Consider the following 15,727-nt stretch of genomic DNA (forward strand, 5'->3'; position numbering starts at 1 on the left):
GTCGGGCTTATCAATTCAACTCACTCAGCAGCATTTTTTCCTCTTCTAGTTTCGATTGTGATTCCTCTGTGCTGTCATGTGCATCGGCAGCTGCAGTGATCTGAATCAAATCGTCCATACAGGCATTTTCAAGCCGCTCTGCATCAGCCGCCTCATCAGCTGCATCACGTGCCTCTACAGCTGGACTCTTTGCATCTTCCATCTGCGACCGGATTTCCGCTAGCCGATCATCGCCACGATCCGAGGTGCGGGCCTGTGCCACATGAACTGGATCTGTCCGTGCAGGAGGGATAGTGCTGCCACTGTTTTCCAGCCCGTATCCTATACCTATGGAAGCAACAGCGATTATAGCTATCATGATAAGCGGCTTTTGCATTGGCATCCTCGCATGTATATAAGCATTGTATTAAATCCACAAGAATTTCATGGTCACCCGAAAAACTTGCGGCCCTGAATAATCCAGTTCCTTCGGGCTGCTTCAGCCCACACTATGACTTAAAGCTCCAAGGGGTTTGGCGCTGACACCCACAGTTGCTTTCTGCGGCCAGGCATCACGTTTTGGCCATACTGGCTGTTCTCTTGGCGCTCAGGTTTTCTTGCCGAACCGCACGGGCCTTCACCAGGTAGTCCGGCAGCCCGCGGGAGAGCGCCATATCACGACGCAACGCCGAAAAATTTGGTGCTGTCAGGGACTGCTGGTGAGGAATGCCGAACCTGTTCCGATACTCCTTGGGCTTCATGGCGTGCGTCGTTGCCAGGTGCCGGGTCAGCGTCTTCATTGCCTTGCCACACAACAGGCATACTACCTCGGATTTTTTGAAGGCCTTGCGGATGGGCACAGCAGACAAAGCCACTGTCTTAGGGCGTGAGTCGTCGCTCAAGGTGGAAAGCGTGCTATGCACCTTCGCGATTTCAGCGACAATTTCCTCGGAAGTCATCGGGCTCTTTGAGGCGTGTGCCGCTACTATCTGTCCTACTGCTTCTATCAGTCCATTCATAAGCATCCCCCTCCTCATGTTTAACTATACAATTAGAGTATATTAACATTTGCCAATGTCAATAAAAAAGAAACGTGTGTCACGGCTGTTTCTACCTCCTACAAACGATTGCTAGGCTGGTGCCAGTCGGTACAGTGCCTGGAAGTGAAAGTGTGACTGAAGAGCATAGGATACTTAATCCACCCCGTCCCTCCGAGTACTGGTCGGCGGATGCCGGGACGAGCTGGGCTGGGGAGTTGGGACTACGGGTATGATGTTCAGGTGTTGGGTGAAGGTGGATTCGTTGCGGCCGGTCAGACGACGTCCTTCGGGGGCGGATGGGTGGGAGGCATACCTGCTGCGCACGGACTCGCAGGGAGGCCGGTTATGGCACCGGATCTTCGGCCGGGATGGCGCTGATTGCGCGTACGGGGTGCACAAGTTGGGCGGCGGGGGGGGGCGTGTCTGTCGGAGATTCGTCCGCTGCCGCCCCACCCCCTCCGATGCGTTTCTCCTCCGGACGGATTCCCAGAGGGTAGCGCGCTAAGACCCATTGGAGACCATACGGAAGCAAAGGTGAATCACGGCAACGGGCTGAGGCCGCTTGTCGCTACTCACCCATGGTCGAGCAAACCGCTTGAAGAAAGTCAGCTGGAAAGAAGGGTTTCATGATGAAACTGACCCCATCGGGAGGAGGTTGCTCTGCAGCATATCCGCTCATAAGGAGAACTTTGATTGACGGGGTGATGGTCCTCATTATCTTGATGCTCGATAGACCGTCCAACCGAGGCATAATGATGTCTGTCACAACCAAGTCAATTTCTTGCGGGTTTACTTTAAATTTTTCCAGTGCGTCAAGGCCATCAGCCGCCTGGATCACCTTATAACCACGGTTCACCAAGAGGGCAAACATCATCGACCGTATTTGGGGCTCGTCATCCACGAGAAGGATCGTTTTCCCACCGCTAGGCTCTCCCTCTTCCAAAATATCCTCCTGCTCAATTCATGTGTGATCGACCGCCATCTGTATATCGCCAACAAAAAGCACAGGGCTGGCGCTACGAGGCAGAGGCCTCATACGACGGGGAGACGCGAATCCGGGTCATGATGGTATCGATGCCCTGCAAAATCTCACCAGCGGTGTCTTCGGATGATAGGCCTGCAACAAACTCCTCGACAAGAAGCTTGAGCTTCTGAAAAAAAGCCGCCTCCTTAACCTCACTAGACTCCCCTTCGTGCTTCAGTAGTTCTACCCTTAACCGCAGGAATTTCACCTCAAGTTCAAGCTGTCGTTTGTGTGGTGAAGACCTTTTGCGAAGTACGTGCGCACAGTCATTCACGATCTGCTTTCTCTCATTCATATGGCCTCCACTGTCTTAAATGAGGCGCCAGTGCCAGAGGGAGAACCAATCTACAACAAACTATTTCTAATGTAAACTTTTTTAAACCGTTACCCTCTGCAGCTTCTTCCCCATCCGAAAATGGCTTATGCCTAGCGCGCGCAAGACCGGTTCACACCTCTATCCTAAACTCTGTGCCACCGGCAACGTTGCGAACGGAGAGAATGCCATCCATGTGTTTCTCTATTATATTACGCGCCATATATAAGCCGATTCCCGTCCCTTTGTCTGGCCCCTTGGTGGTGAAGTAGGGATCAAATATCTTGTCAATGACATCATCGGCAATTCCTCCCGCGTTATCGGCTACAGTCACCACCGAGCGCCCCTCTTCCTTGAATATCGTGATCGTTATACGCTTGTTCTCGATGTTCCTGACTTCGAAAGCGTCTCTGCTGTTGTTCAAAATGTTTAGCAAAACTTGAGAATATTCATTGCCGTATCCGTCAACCTCCACCCGGTCACGCTCTATCTTTTCAATTGATATGTTTTGCTTTTTTAGAGAGGATTCGATGAGCAGCAACGTCTTTGCGATGGCTGCATTGATGCTGAACCTGCTCTTCGTGGCGTTGGGTTTGAAGAAATTCTGGAATTCGTCAATAGTTTTGGACATATGAGTAATCAAAAGCATCGCTTTATCGACATTCCCGTCAAGGTATTCCTTGGTAAATCCACCCAACTCGTACGTCAGTTTCAGCTCTTGTACGATCAGCCCCAACGTGTTGAGTGGCTGCCTCCACTGGTGCGCGATGTTGCCAATTGTCTCGCCCATGGCAGCTTGCCGGCTTTGTGCTATCAAAATTTTGTCCTTCTTTCGCAGTTCCGAGACCGATTCAGCCACTTTCTGCTCGAGGTACTGGTTTAATTCTTCCAACTGGCGTTGCTTTTCTATCAAAGCCTTTTCAATCTTTTTCCGGTCAGTTATGTCCTGCGCGGTACCTGCCATTCCGATTACCTTACCATATGAATCAAGTACCAAATCCCCGCGACCCGAAATATATTTCAGGCATCCGTCCTGGGTAAAGGCACGAAATACAAGCTCATGATTGCAATCCCCACCTTTACATGCCTCTATCCACTCTACCATCGCATCTTTATCATCGGGGTGGATGAGCTCCAGAAACGTTTCTGTACTAAGGTCAAAGCTATCTGGTGAAACCTCGAAGATCTTGTACATCTCGGATGACCATGTCAGCTTTTCATTTTCATCCATTTTCCAGCTGCCCAGCTTCGCCAGTTGGTGCGCTTTTTTCAAATCACTTTCACGCTGCAACAACACTTCCTGTCGCAATGACAGTTGTTGCGCCATGTGGTCAAAAACCTCTCCGAGCATACCGAGTTCACCTCCTTCTACCAGATGTGAGACTCGAATCTGGTCGTCGCCCTCAGCGAGTTTTTGGGATGCCATTTTTAACAGCTCTATACGGTCAGCAATGGCTTTCTTGCCGATAAACCAGGAGAGGATCAACGCTGTGCTCAGGACTAACAGCAGTTGGCTCATTTTTATTGCGATTTGCCTGTTGACTTCAGCAACGATGGGACGTGAAGGAACGGAGACCAAAGCGTACATATACGGCTCCGGATCGGCATCGAGACGCATTTTCCGGTAGCTGATATATCTGGTCCTGGAATCGCCACCTCTGCCCACAACTGTTCTAGTATCTGCGTCCGGGCCGCTGCGCATTGTGGCGAAGAGGTCTTTATCGAAAGATTGACCTCTCATGCTGTCCCGGCCGGTGCTGAAGAGGATCGTGCCCTTGTAGTCCATCAGCACCAGGTTACCGCCCGCCCCCATTTGAGCCAGCCGTAGAACTTCTGCATACTTGTTCAGCTCGATGCCGACACAGATGACGCCGACCACTTTCGCTGCCTGATCCCTATAGGGAAGCCCCAGATTCAGACTGGGACGGTGGGTGATCCTTCCGACTTGGAAGTCTCCGGCTGACAGACGCCCCGTCGCCATGGCATTCTTGAAATACCGTCGGTCTGATATGTCGACAGGGTGTGTGTAAGGGATAGCGGAGGCCCACACCGCCCCCTTCCGGTCAGCTACAAATATGTTCAGGAGGTTGGGGTGAAGGTTGAGAATCATGCCGAGGAAACGATTGGTAGCGTCCCGATCCTTATCGTTGATCTCAGGAAGTTGGGCCAGAATGGTGAGCAACTGCTGAGTAGAAGCGACAAGAACTTGCTGTTCAGATGCAACGGTCTCGACGATGTTTTGGGTATCAATACGGGCGTGTTCCAACTCGCGGTTTTTGGTCTGCATTTCGGTGTAAATGATGATGAAAGCAGCGGGAATGGCCACGATGGCGACAATTAGGAGCAGCTGCACTCTGATAGGAACTCGAAACCATGATTTCATCACCGACCACCCGCTCTAGCGCGACATGGATACTTCCATCTAGCAGGAAATGGCCTAAGCGCCGCACCGGAGAAGCCTTTAGTGCTGCATGAGTCCCTGGCCAGGGCAGGTGCCCTTTCCTGCCGTCCGGCATCTAGTCTATCAAAGGTTTCTGCCTCCATTGCGTGTGGAAGAATAAGTTTTCAAGCCGATGGCCGATCCCCTACCCGGCGGTAAGTTTTTTACTACCACGACCTCCTACTTTGCTGTCACACGTGCAGGTGGCCTCGCTTTTGTTGTACCAGTGCCGAGGGAGAACCAACATACAGCGAACATCCTCTAACTTTCTCAAAGGCTCCGGCGAAAAAGGCAGTTGCGTCTAAGGCGCAGGTGCCCTTAAAACTGTTAGTCCGAAGTACTTACCCGGTGGAGCAGCTGCGAAACTGCCTCCCCTAGTTCAGTTCAACGGGCACTCCCCTTCATTATGTGTTCCCATCCTGTTTTTACCGTTGTTGAGAGTCCCGGACAAGTTCTCTAGGGCTTGGGTCGTGGTGTAGCGGTATTGCAATACGACTGTCATCACTGCAGCGAACTCATCCTTTTCCACGCTCGCTGGATACTCCGACCAGTATCGTCCTACACGTAAGGAAAAACCTTACCTGCACACCAGCGATTTCCTGGTGTTATCGAAGTCAACTCATATACGTCCAGGTCTCAATTGGAGGCACTCCCATCCTTTATCGTCACGTATGGGCCTGAAAAACATGACAAATTTAATAAAACTTGATCGGTACGCCATAGAGTGATAGGGTCCCTCTGTTTGCCCACCATTGGCATTCGAAGTATCAATCTTGTTCAAAGGAGGAAGTATGCAAAGAATTGTTTCATCGATGCTGGCCTGTGCTACTGTTCTCACGATGGCAACGGTTGCCGTCGCCGGTGAAAGGGAAGGGGCCTTCTCGGTTTCACCCTTCGTAGGTGGTTACACTTTTGACGGGGAGCAACACCTGGAAACGGCACCCGTGTTCGGGCTTCGCCTGGGGTACGACCTGACCAAGAACTGGGGTGTCGAAGCGGTTGCCGACTTTCTAGCGACCGAAGGGACGCGCAATGACAGGAGTGTCAACGCCCTGTCCTATCGTTTGGACGTTCTCTACAACTTCTTGCCGGAGGGGCCGCTGGTGCCGTACCTTGCGGTGGGCGGCGGCGGCATCACCTATGGACACGGCCACAATGGTCTCAAAATCAGCGACAGGACTACCGACGCCACCATCAACGCAGGCGGGGGCATCAAGTACTTCGTGACCGATTCCGTCGCGCTACGCGCCGACGTCCGCCAGCTGTTTTTATTGGAAAGCCCGGACAGTCCCAAGTACAACTGGGAATATACCGCCGGCCTGACCTTCCTTTTTGGCGGGAAGGGAGTTCCCGCGCCAGTAGCGGCACCGGCACCTGCGCCAGAAAAGGTTGCTGCCCCTGCCCCTCCCCCTGCTCCTGCGCCGAAGCCGGCTCCGGCCCCGGTGGTTGCTCCTGTACCGGCCCCGGCGCCTCCGGCTCCGTCCGCCAACCTGTCGGTCACGCCGGGTTCGATCACCAGGGGGGAAACGGCCACCTTGGCGTGGAACTCTAAAAACGCCACCGACTGCAAGATCCAGCCGGAGATCGGTGCGGTCCAGCCCCAGGGTTCCCTGACGATCACCCCCGTTGACAACGCGGCGTACACGCTGACCTGCAATGGCGCTGGCGGCACCGCCGAGAGCGCAGCAAGGATTGCGGTCGCCGCTCCTGCACCGGTAGTGGCAGCGCCCCCGGCTCCAGTTCCCGCCCCTGCCCCGAAGCTGTGCCGGCCGGCGATCATAAACATCCAGTTCGACACCAACAAGGCCGACCTCAAACCCCAGTACCGCGACGAGCTGAAGGCGCTGGCGGATTTCCTCAAGGAGTTTCCCAACGCCAAAGGGGTCATTGAGGGACACACCGACAACGTCGGCCCCAAAGCGCTCAACATGAAGCTGTCCCAGCGGCGCGCCGACACGATACGTGACTACCTGGTCAAGGAGTTCGGCATCGCCCCTGACAGGATCAAGGCCGTCGGATACGGGCCCACCAGGCCCGTCGCCAGCAACAAAACCAAGGCAGGCAAAGCGCAGAACCGCCGCATTGAATCGAACTTCACCTGCAACAACAAGTAGTATTGCAGCCCGGCATGTTAACAAGCAGAACACCCTTTAACATGGGTGTTCTGCTTGCCGCCAAAATATCCAGTGATATCCTCGATGCAGTTGACTATGACTGAATGCCGCTTGCCCCAAATCAGAATTATTAACGTCAATGAAATCCCATGGGACCGCCAAGTCCTGTGCGGCTCGCTGCACCTTCTGGACGGACATGGTGTCCATGTCGGCAACCTACGCGAGTGGCCAGCCTCTCGCGATTGTCAACACATCCCAAATCGTTATTCTTCACGGAGGCCGAGACTATGAGCATCGTCAAAGAGTTCAAGGAATTCGCGGTGAAAGGCAATGTTGTGGATATGGCGGTAGGTATCATCATCGGTGCGGCGTTCGCGAAGATCGTGTCGTCATTCGTCGGCGACGTGGTCATGCCGCCCATCGGAGCCCTGGTGGGGGGAGTCGATTTCTCCCAGCTTTCCATCGTGGTGAAGGAGGGTGTCGGCAATAAACCACCGGTACTGATCAGTTACGGCAAGTTTATCCAGACCATCATCGACTTCATTATCATCGCAGCCGCAGTGTTTGCTGCGATCAAAGGGATTAATTCGCTCAAGAAAAAGGAAGCCGCAGCACCGCCGCCTGCACCTACCAAGGAAGAGCTACTCCTCACCGAGATCAGGGACCTGCTCAAGGCAGGAAGATAAGTCACCGCCGCAGCCTGCTGACGTATCTCCTCCTCTAGGCGCCCCGACTTGAACGGCGGCTGAGTGCTCTTAAAAAGGTTCTAGCGAGGACATAGTCAGTCTAAGCACTCACAGAATGGGAAGGGAATCAAGAAAGCCGGGTTACTGAAATATCTTCGGGTATTGAGGTCCCGGCTTTTTGCATCTATGGCAGGCCAAAGCGACACAGGCCACGTCCGAATCGCCCAGGAGAGGGAGACCATATTTCGTTCGAGGTGGAGCAACTCCTGTATTCATGTTGTAGGCTTTGTAGACCTCGTCCTGCCACATATTTGCAGGAAAGTACTGCCTCAATATGAGAGAATTCCTGCATTTCCGAACTGGAAACTTGATGTAGATTGGTACGCGAGATACGAGCTTACACCACTGCGCTAGGGATGCGGGCATTAATCCTAATAATGGAGGGGGAACGGTGAGCATCACTGACATCCTGCTGCTAGCACCTGAAGAACTTCTTGAACTATGTGACCACTATCCAGGTTGTCATTTCGAGAAGACTAGCAACTGGAAAGGAAACATCCAGGAATACCGGGTGCAGATAGAGGGAGAAGGCCAAGACAGATATTACAAGGTCTTGCTGGATATAGGCATAGCCATGTCATCGCATAGCTTTTATACCAGAGTGAAAACGGACCAGAGTTTTCGCAGACAGGGCTAGGCAGAGGAACAGATTACCCAGGTGAGGCAGCCTGTCGCTAGTCTCCCAAGGTCGAGCGAACGGCTTCAAGAAAACCGGCTGGGGTGAAGGGTTTCGGGATGAGGCTGACGCCATCGGGCGGCGGTTGGTCTAAGGCATACCCGGTCATGACCAGAACTTTTATGGACGGGGTGATGGCCCTCATTATCTTTATGCTCGCCAAACCGTCCAGGCGCGGCATCACGACGTCAGTTACGACGAGCTGTATTGCTTCGAGGTTGAGCTTGAATTTCTCCAGTGCATCCAGGCCGTCGGCAGCCTGTATCACCTGGTAACCGTTGCCTACCAGGAGAGCACAAAGCATCGACCGTATTGGGGCCTCATCATCTACGAGAAGAATGGTTTTCCCGCCTGCAGGCTCTCCCTGTATCATAACAACACCCTCCAGCTAAACTCATGCATGATCGACCGCCACCTGTATAACGGCAAGTAGAAGCAACTGACTAAAGACAACCTGTACGGGCGCTACGCGGGGGATGCATCCCACGCTGGGGAGACCTGGATCCGGGTCATGATGGTGTCGATGCCTTGTAAAATCTCGCTTGATGTGTCTTGGGATGAAAGACCGGCAACAAACTCCTCAACCAGAAGCTTGAGCTTCTGAAGAAAAGCCGCCTCCTCAACCTCGCTCGACTCCCCTTGGTGCTTCAAGAGTTCTACCCTTAACCGCAGGAATTTCACCTCAAGCTCGAACTGTCGCTTGTGGGGTGAAGACTTTTTGCGCAGCGCGTGCACGCAATCATTTACCATCCGATATCTCTCATCCATGTGGCCTCCACTGTCTGAAATGAGGCGCCAGTGCCAGAGGGACTGTCAACTTATCCCAACTTATCTCTAATGTAAATATTTCTAATTTATTACTTTTGGAGATTCTGCCTTGTCGGTCATTGAGGTACGGGAGGAACGGAGACTGAAACGAGGGAGGGGGCTGCTCAGGAGTTAAGGCGGTATGTGGAATTGTCATGGTCTTCCACAACAGAGGCCGCCTACACGGTTGTCTGTGGGCAGTGGTTCTTGTATAACTATCATGGGTAGAGCAGTTAGTCGGATCTGAAGCGAGGTACACCGTGTGTGGTAGATTTTCCACAGATGTTTCTGCAGAGGTGCTGTTGCAAACATTTAACCTGTCGGAGTTACCTGTTACAAATCCGCGCTACAACGTGGCGCCGACACAGCAGGTGGCGGTGGTAAGAGAAGGCGCCGACGGGGGGAACCGGCTCGACCTCTTGCACTGGGGGCTGATTCCGGCCTGGGCCAAGGAGCGTACCGTCGCCTACAAGATGATCAACGCGCGGTCGGAGACGCTCCTGGAGAAGCCTTCTTTCCGTCAGGCGTACAAGTATCGCCGCTGCGTGGTGCCGGCGTCGGGTTCTACGAGTGGCGGCACGAGGGAAAGGCGAAGCTCCCCCACTACATCCGGATCCGCGACGGGCTTCCCATGCTCTTTGCCGGGTTGTGGGAGAGCTGGAAGTCTCCCGAGGGGGAGGTGGTGGAGTCTTTCACCATCCTGACGACGGCTGCCAACAAGCTCTTGGAGTCCATACACGAGCGCATGCCGGTCATCCTGCACCCGGCGGAGTGCGGGCGCTGGCTGAACCGGCACCTTACCGATCCGACGCCCCTCTCCCTTTTCTTCCAGCCCTACCCTGCCGACCTGTTGGAGATGTGGCAGGTGGCGCCGCTGGTCAATACGCCTAAATATGACAACTGCGAACTGATCGCGCCGATTTGAGCACCCCGAGAGCATCACTCGGTCAACCATTGACGCAGAAACGGAGGAATCATGAATGCAGCAGATTACGATGCATTGAAATTGGCCGTTGATGATCTGAACATCCGGTATCCGAGGCCAAACCTCAATTTAGTTCTCAACTCGCTTGCCCCGGTTGCCACGAACGATATGTGGCAAAATGCAGACAAAAAGGGCTTGTATTTTCTGTTTGACGCAAGTGGAACTCTGCAGTACATCGGTAAAGCATCTTTTAATTCCAACATTGGGATTCGTCTAGGAGTGAGGTTTTCCTGTAAAGACTGCCGATGTCTCGATGACAGATTCTCGTCAATATCAATGCTAGCCACCATCGCTTTGGAGGATGAAAGAGCATTCGAAGCGTCATCAATCGAGGAATACTTAATAACCGAGCTTCAACCGCCTCTGAACGTGGTTGGCATCAGGTAATCGTGGGCAGCCCCAATGAGTGGTTATTTAAATTGTTGACGGCTCAACGTCCTAACCAGCCGCCAGACCGGCCACGTCGGTCCGCCTTGTGATGTTGAACTTGTTTGAGTGTTCCAGCATCGCCGCCATTTCGAAGAGTGCCCCAAGTGAATGCGGGCGTTTTCCGGAGGACAGCATGAGAATACCGTTTCTGATGGCGCTTCTTTTCTCTTTGTGTAGCATTCCCTCTTGGGCCAAGGAGCCGATCAGGGTTCTGGAAGGGGTGGTCTCCAAGGTAAGTGACGGGGACACGGTGCAGGTGCAGGATACCCTGGGGACCAAGGTGAAGGTGCGGCTGTACGGCATCGACGCGCCGGAGACGGAGAAGAGGAACCGGAAGACGGGGAGGGTCTCGAAGCCGGGGCAGCCATTTGGTGAGGAGGCGTTTCAGGCGCTGAAGGGGAAGATCGGCGGGCAGAGGGTGACGGTCGAGGTTCGGGACATCGACCGGTACCGGCGGGCGGTGTCGTTGGTGCGCCTTGGGAAGCGGGATATCAACCAGGAGATGGTGCGGGAGGGGTTCGCCTGGGCCTACCGGCAGTATCTGGACCGGCCGTATGCCTCCGAGTACATACAGGCGGAGGAGGAGGCAAGGCGGGAGAGGCGGGGACTGTGGCGGCTGGGGAACCCGCAGCCGCCCTGGGAGTTCAGGCGGTTGTCGAGGCGCTGACCGAGCCGAGGCTGCATTATCGGAGACGGGTGGCTGGTGATCTCCAAAATTTACCGGACCACACCGGCGAGAGGCAGCTTCATGCCTTGGGTAGCGAAAAACGGAAGGTCGCGCCAACGTCGACCGCACCTTCAGCCCAGATCCTGCCGCCGTGCCGCTCTATTATGCGCCGCACGTTGGCAAGACCGATACCAGTCCCCTCAAACTCCTCCGCCGCGTGCAGGCGCTGAAACATGCCGAACAGCTTGTTGACGTACCTGCCGTCAAAGCCGACGCCATTATCTCTGACAAAAATGACGGTTGCTTCGCTCTCATCGAGCGCGCCGACCTCTATTTTCGCCAAAGAACGGGACTGGGTGAACTTGACGGCATTGGCAAGGAGGTTGAACATCACCAGACGCAGCATCTCGGGGTCACCCGCCACGGTCGGCAGGGGGGGCACCTGCCACTCGATGTCCCGTCCTTCGGCCTTCCTGGCCAGTTCCGTCACGATATCCCCTACCATCCTGTTTAGGTCTATCCGGGCCTTCACCACTTCGATCCGTCGCAGTTGCGCAAAGACCAAGAGGCCGTCAACCTGATCGGCCATTTTCCGGGATGACTGCATGATGACGTCCAAGAAGTGCCGACTCTTCTCTTCCAGGACGTGGGCGGACTGCGCCATGAGCATTTCCGCGAAGCCGATGACATGGCGCAGCGGAGCACGGAGGTCATGGGATATGGTGTAGCTGACATCAGCTAATTCTTTGTTGGCTGCGGTCAGTTGCTCGATCTGGCTCTGCAACTGGGCATTAAGGTGACGAAGGTCGGCCTCATACCGTTTTTGCTGGGTGATGTCCCGGGCGACGGCGAGAATCCAGCGTCTTTCCCCGCACTCGATGGGAACCAACATGATGTCCAAAGGGATTTCCCATCCCTGGCTGTGCTTGCCATACAGCTCCAAGGCGCTCCCCATCTTGCGGGGCTGTGGGTCCGCCACATAGTGCCGGCGGTCCTGGCGATGCCGTGCGCGGAATCGGTCGGGGATCAGGATCTCGACATGCCGGCCGATCAGGTCCTCGCGCCGATAGCCGAAGAGAGCCTCCGTGTGCTGGTTCACCTTGACGATCACCCCCGCGCCATCCACCACCAAGACCGCATCCGGAGACTTTTCGAAGAGACGCTCAAATAAAGCGTGCTCCTCCAGTTTCTCGTTCGCCTGCTCCGGCGCAGGGTGCTCGCTTCTTGCCGCGGTTGTGTCTGTTCCTGCCTCTTTGACCATAGCGAACCTCTATCAACGCCCCTCGACAGGCAGCGCAACCGAGACCTTTGGCGCGATTGACCGCGATCAAGGCCGGGGCCGCTGGCAGCTCCCCGCCAGGGTTTTCATTATACGCCGATACCCACAGGGACCACTAGCAGGAACTTCAAATAGCGGCCAAAGGTGCAGATCCTGACGGTTGATGAGCCCCTTCCCCGGCACTGTTTGGCAAGGGAAACCATCTGGGATTTATGGGGAGGCGTTTCCGGCTGCGAAGGGGAAGATCGGCGGTAAACTCGACAGGCGGGTACTAAAGGGGGGCAGATGGGGAATCCACGCCCCTGAGGGGGCTCGCATCCTGCACCAACTTTTACAGAACGTAGCTGGGGCCTTCAGTGAAATAAAAGGTAGCGCCCTGACCGACCTCAGCCACGGCCCAGACCCGGCCACCGTGCATGTCGATCACCCGCTGCACTGTCGCGAGCCCAATACCGTTCCCTTCGAACTCTCCAACCCGGTGCAGCCGCTCGAAGGGGAGGAATATTTTCTTCGCGTAGGACATGTCGAAGCCGATGCCGTTGTCGCGCACAAAGAAGATGTTCTGCTCCCCACTGCAATAGCTGCCGAATTCAATCCTGGTATCGGTCTTAGTGGCGCTGTACTTCCAGGCATTGCCAACGAGGTTCTGCAAAGCCAGCTTGACCATGCCGGGGTCCCACAGCCCCCTAATTCCGGTGGGAATCTCCACCGAAACCTGGCGGCCCGGGGCCTGCTCCCTCAGGCTGTCGAGAATCTCCAGCGCCATGGCGCTCAGGTCCACGGTTTCACGTTGCACCTTCCTGCGGGTCACCCTCGAGAGCATCAGGAGGTCCTCGACCTGGCGCCCCATCCTGGATGCAGCAGCAGCGATCCTCCGCAGGTAGCCAATCCCCTCAGGGTCCAGCCGCTCGGCGTACTCCTCGAGCAGAATCTCGCTGAAGCAGCTCATGGTGCGCAAGGGTCCTCCCAATTCGTGCGTGACGGAGTAACAAAAGGACTCCAGTTCCTTGTTGATAGCCGTAAGTTCGACAGTCCGTTTTTGAACCCGCTGCTCCAGGTTGAGGTTCATTTCGGTCAGCGTTTGCTCCGTCTGTCTGCGCTCGATCAGGTCGGCAGCCTGGCGTGCCACGATATCGAACAGGCTAAAGTCCCGCTCGGATAACCGGTGCGGCTGCCGCCAGTGGGTGGACAACATGCCAACCATGAACCCGGTGCGGCTCAGTAGCGGTGTGCTCTGGACGGCGTAGATGCCGTTTCCCAGGTAAACATTAATCTCCTCTCTCATCCACTGTGCCGACTGGACATTCGATTCCATCACCCGCGTGCCTCGCTTCAGGGCCTGCCCACAGGTGGTGCCGGTGCTTGGTTGCACCCACTGCCAATGCTCGGCCGCCTGGGGGGGGAAGCCGCGATGAGCGAGGAGGTACAGCTCGCCCTCGTTGCCCCGGTCCGGATAGTACATCTGGAGACTGGCGCAATCCGAGTGCATGATGGTGGCGGCGGCGTCGACGATGCGCTGGTAGAGACCCTGAACGTCACCCTCCTCGATCAGCGACTCGCTGATCTGCTGCAGCATCCTCAAGTCGCGCAGCTCAGCCTCCACGCTCGCTTCCCGTTGCTTGCGCTCAGTGACATCAGTGAACACAACTCCGACCACTCGGTCTTCCCGTGCCCCGACGCAAAAGGCGGAAACGTCATACCAACGGCCGAGTGCTCCGGCGAGGTTGACGCAGCGTTCCGGCGCTCCCGTCTTCACGATGCGTCCGTAAAGCTCAAACCAATGCTCGTCAAGCTGAGGCACCAGCTCCCTTATTCGACGGCCCGTCGGGTTCACAAGGCCCGACTGTCTTTCGAAGGAAGGGCTCACTTCGAGGAAACGGTAATCTATAGCCCGATCCCTGTCGTCGAAAATAACCTCGATAGTGCAGAACCCTTCGTCGAGGGACTGGAATAGAGACCGGTACCGCTCCTCTGACGCGCGCAGTGCCTCCTGGGCCAGGATCTGATCGGTGGCGTCGATGCCGATGCCGCCGAGGTAACGGCGTCCGTGCGAGTCGGTGAAGGGGAACTTGTAGCAGAGCCAGCAATACCTGTTGCCGTCGATGTCCTTCGAATCCTCCAGGAACTGGTGCACCCGATTCGTGGCCAGCACCGCTGCGTCATTGGCGCGGAACAGTTTCGCGCTGTCAGGATCCCAGAAATCGAAATCCGTCTTGTGCAACCAATCTCGCCCCTGAACAAAGCGTTGCTCGTAGGTCGCGTTTAAGTAAACGTAGCGCCCCTCTTGGTCTTTGAGAAACACTAGCGAGGGCATGAAATCCAGAAGCAGCCTGAAGTGCTCCTCACCTTCAGTGACGGCCGGGTCACGGTTGCCTGAGTCCGATAGAATCGAGGCAAGCTGCACCTCGAGCAACTGTGTACGTTCACGCAGCTCCCGTAATTCGGCGAGCAGCTCTGCTTTGGTTTGGCTGCATCTTGCCATAGAATCTCCTTCCGTTTTGGACCAAGAATCTACATTTTATACAAAATAAGCCATATCTAATCAAGTTTTTCCTTTAATTGATCCGAGTGTCGATCTAGGCGGAGAAACATACGAGGAAGCGATAAGGCAGGGAGGTCAATCGTCCATAGCTTTTTGACTGATTTACTGGTATACAGACCCAAAGGTAGTTGAGTCGTGTACTCAAAACGAGGCTTGGTATGAGTGGTGCAGAAAAGACAGAAACAATTCTGGTTGCCGATGACGAACCGCAGATCAGGGAGATCGTCCATACTCTCCTTACTCGCCAGGGCTACACAGTGGTTACCGCAGCCAATGGCCAGGAGGCCCTGGAGAAGTTCATTGTAGATCCGGCTGCGTTCGACTTGTTGGTAACAGACATCGTAATGCCCGGCATGGACGGCATTTCAAGCTACAAAGAAATGACAAAGATCAACCCTGCACTCAAGGTCATTTACATGTCTGGATTCGCCGACAACCTACCACCCTATGTCCACATCATTCTTAAGCCCTTCAATCCGGTACAGTTACTCCACATGATCAGAACCGTTTTGGACAATAAGCTTTTGGATCTATAGTTTCACGTCTCTCGCCCTGCCCTTTCCCAGCATTCTACAGCTCCTCCTCACAACCCGGGCAGACATCCTGGTTATCTCGTGGTGTCAGCACCTAGGGGAGTCGCCAACTATAATTAACATCTTATAATACCAACCAACTGCGGGTCTGCT

The 15,727-nt window shown here is 54.9% G+C and carries 14 protein-coding genes and 1 pseudogene; 6 read left to right on the plus strand and 9 right to left on the minus strand.

Annotated features, from left to right (window positions below):
- Nucleotides 1–10: 10 nt before the first annotated feature.
- From H7687_RS07700 to H7687_RS07720, 5 genes are all read right to left on the minus strand, one after another.
- Nucleotides 11–376, minus strand: coding sequence for a hypothetical protein (locus tag H7687_RS07700; RefSeq protein ID WP_183346476.1), 366 nt, complete (start codon nucleotides 374–376; stop codon nucleotides 11–13).
- 175 nt (nucleotides 377–551) lie between these two features.
- The gene (locus tag H7687_RS07705) at nucleotides 552–998 is read right to left on the minus strand and encodes a Ros/MucR family transcriptional regulator (RefSeq protein WP_246404696.1); all 447 of its coding nucleotides are present in this window, start codon (nucleotides 996–998) and stop codon (nucleotides 552–554) included.
- Between the two features lie 589 nt (nucleotides 999–1,587).
- On the minus strand, nucleotides 1,588–1,962 hold the full coding sequence (locus tag H7687_RS07710; RefSeq protein ID WP_183346477.1) for a response regulator: 375 nt from the start codon (nucleotides 1,960–1,962) through the stop codon (nucleotides 1,588–1,590).
- Between the two features lie 73 nt (nucleotides 1,963–2,035).
- Nucleotides 2,036–2,338, minus strand: a complete 303-nt coding sequence (locus H7687_RS07715; protein ID WP_183346478.1) for a hypothetical protein — start codon at nucleotides 2,336–2,338, stop codon at nucleotides 2,036–2,038.
- A gap of 151 nt (nucleotides 2,339–2,489) precedes the next feature.
- On the minus strand, nucleotides 2,490–4,739 hold the full coding sequence (locus H7687_RS07720) for an ATP-binding protein (protein ID WP_183346479.1): 2,250 nt from the start codon (nucleotides 4,737–4,739) through the stop codon (nucleotides 2,490–2,492).
- Between the two features lie 848 nt (nucleotides 4,740–5,587).
- Between H7687_RS07720 and H7687_RS07725 the strand changes: the two genes are divergently transcribed.
- Nucleotides 5,588–6,910, plus strand: a complete 1,323-nt coding sequence (locus tag H7687_RS07725; protein ID WP_183346480.1) for an OmpA family protein — start codon at nucleotides 5,588–5,590, stop codon at nucleotides 6,908–6,910.
- A 287-nt stretch (nucleotides 6,911–7,197) separates the two neighbouring features.
- A complete protein-coding gene (mscL, locus tag H7687_RS07730) occupies nucleotides 7,198–7,596 on the plus strand; it encodes a large-conductance mechanosensitive channel protein MscL (RefSeq protein ID WP_183346481.1) in 399 nt (132 codons plus the stop codon).
- A gap of 734 nt (nucleotides 7,597–8,330) precedes the next feature.
- Here mscL and H7687_RS07735 read toward each other — a convergent pair.
- Nucleotides 8,331–8,705, minus strand: a complete 375-nt coding sequence (locus H7687_RS07735) for a response regulator (protein ID WP_183346482.1) — start codon at nucleotides 8,703–8,705, stop codon at nucleotides 8,331–8,333.
- A 92-nt stretch (nucleotides 8,706–8,797) separates the two neighbouring features.
- Nucleotides 8,798–9,100 carry a hypothetical protein gene (locus H7687_RS07740; protein WP_183346483.1) on the minus strand — a complete coding sequence of 101 codons (303 nt, stop codon included), beginning with the start codon at nucleotides 9,098–9,100 and terminating at the stop codon, nucleotides 8,798–8,800.
- A gap of 335 nt (nucleotides 9,101–9,435) precedes the next feature.
- Here H7687_RS07740 and H7687_RS07745 point away from each other — a divergent pair.
- The 3 genes and pseudogenes from H7687_RS07745 (at nucleotide 9,436) to H7687_RS07755 (ending at nucleotide 11,220) form a co-directional block, all read left to right on the plus strand.
- Nucleotides 9,436–10,064: pseudogene (locus H7687_RS07745) on the plus strand (SOS response-associated peptidase).
- Nucleotides 10,065–10,115: 51 nt separating this feature from the next.
- A complete protein-coding gene (locus tag H7687_RS07750) occupies nucleotides 10,116–10,511 on the plus strand; it encodes a GIY-YIG nuclease family protein (protein ID WP_183346484.1) in 396 nt (131 codons plus the stop codon).
- A 175-nt stretch (nucleotides 10,512–10,686) separates the two neighbouring features.
- Nucleotides 10,687–11,220, plus strand: a complete 534-nt coding sequence (locus tag H7687_RS07755; RefSeq protein ID WP_183346485.1) for a thermonuclease family protein — start codon at nucleotides 10,687–10,689, stop codon at nucleotides 11,218–11,220.
- A gap of 79 nt (nucleotides 11,221–11,299) precedes the next feature.
- Here H7687_RS07755 and H7687_RS07760 read toward each other — a convergent pair whose 3' ends face one another.
- Nucleotides 11,300–12,481: a sensor histidine kinase gene (locus H7687_RS07760; RefSeq protein WP_183346486.1), complete on the minus strand. Its 1,182-nt coding sequence runs from the start codon at nucleotides 12,479–12,481 to the stop codon at nucleotides 11,300–11,302.
- Nucleotides 12,482–12,830: 349 nt separating this feature from the next.
- The gene (locus H7687_RS07765) at nucleotides 12,831–14,981 is read right to left on the minus strand and encodes a PAS domain-containing sensor histidine kinase (protein ID WP_183346487.1); all 2,151 of its coding nucleotides are present in this window, start codon (nucleotides 14,979–14,981) and stop codon (nucleotides 12,831–12,833) included.
- Nucleotides 14,982–15,199: 218 nt separating this feature from the next.
- Between H7687_RS07765 and H7687_RS07770 the strand changes: the two genes are divergently transcribed.
- Nucleotides 15,200–15,577, plus strand: a complete 378-nt coding sequence (locus H7687_RS07770; RefSeq protein ID WP_183346488.1) for a response regulator — start codon at nucleotides 15,200–15,202, stop codon at nucleotides 15,575–15,577.
- Nucleotides 15,578–15,727: the final 150 nt, after the last annotated feature.

It is taken from the genome of Geomonas paludis, from assembly GCF_014193585.1.
GTDB classification, from domain to species: Bacteria; Desulfobacterota; Desulfuromonadia; order Geobacterales; family Geobacteraceae; genus Geomonas; species Geomonas paludis.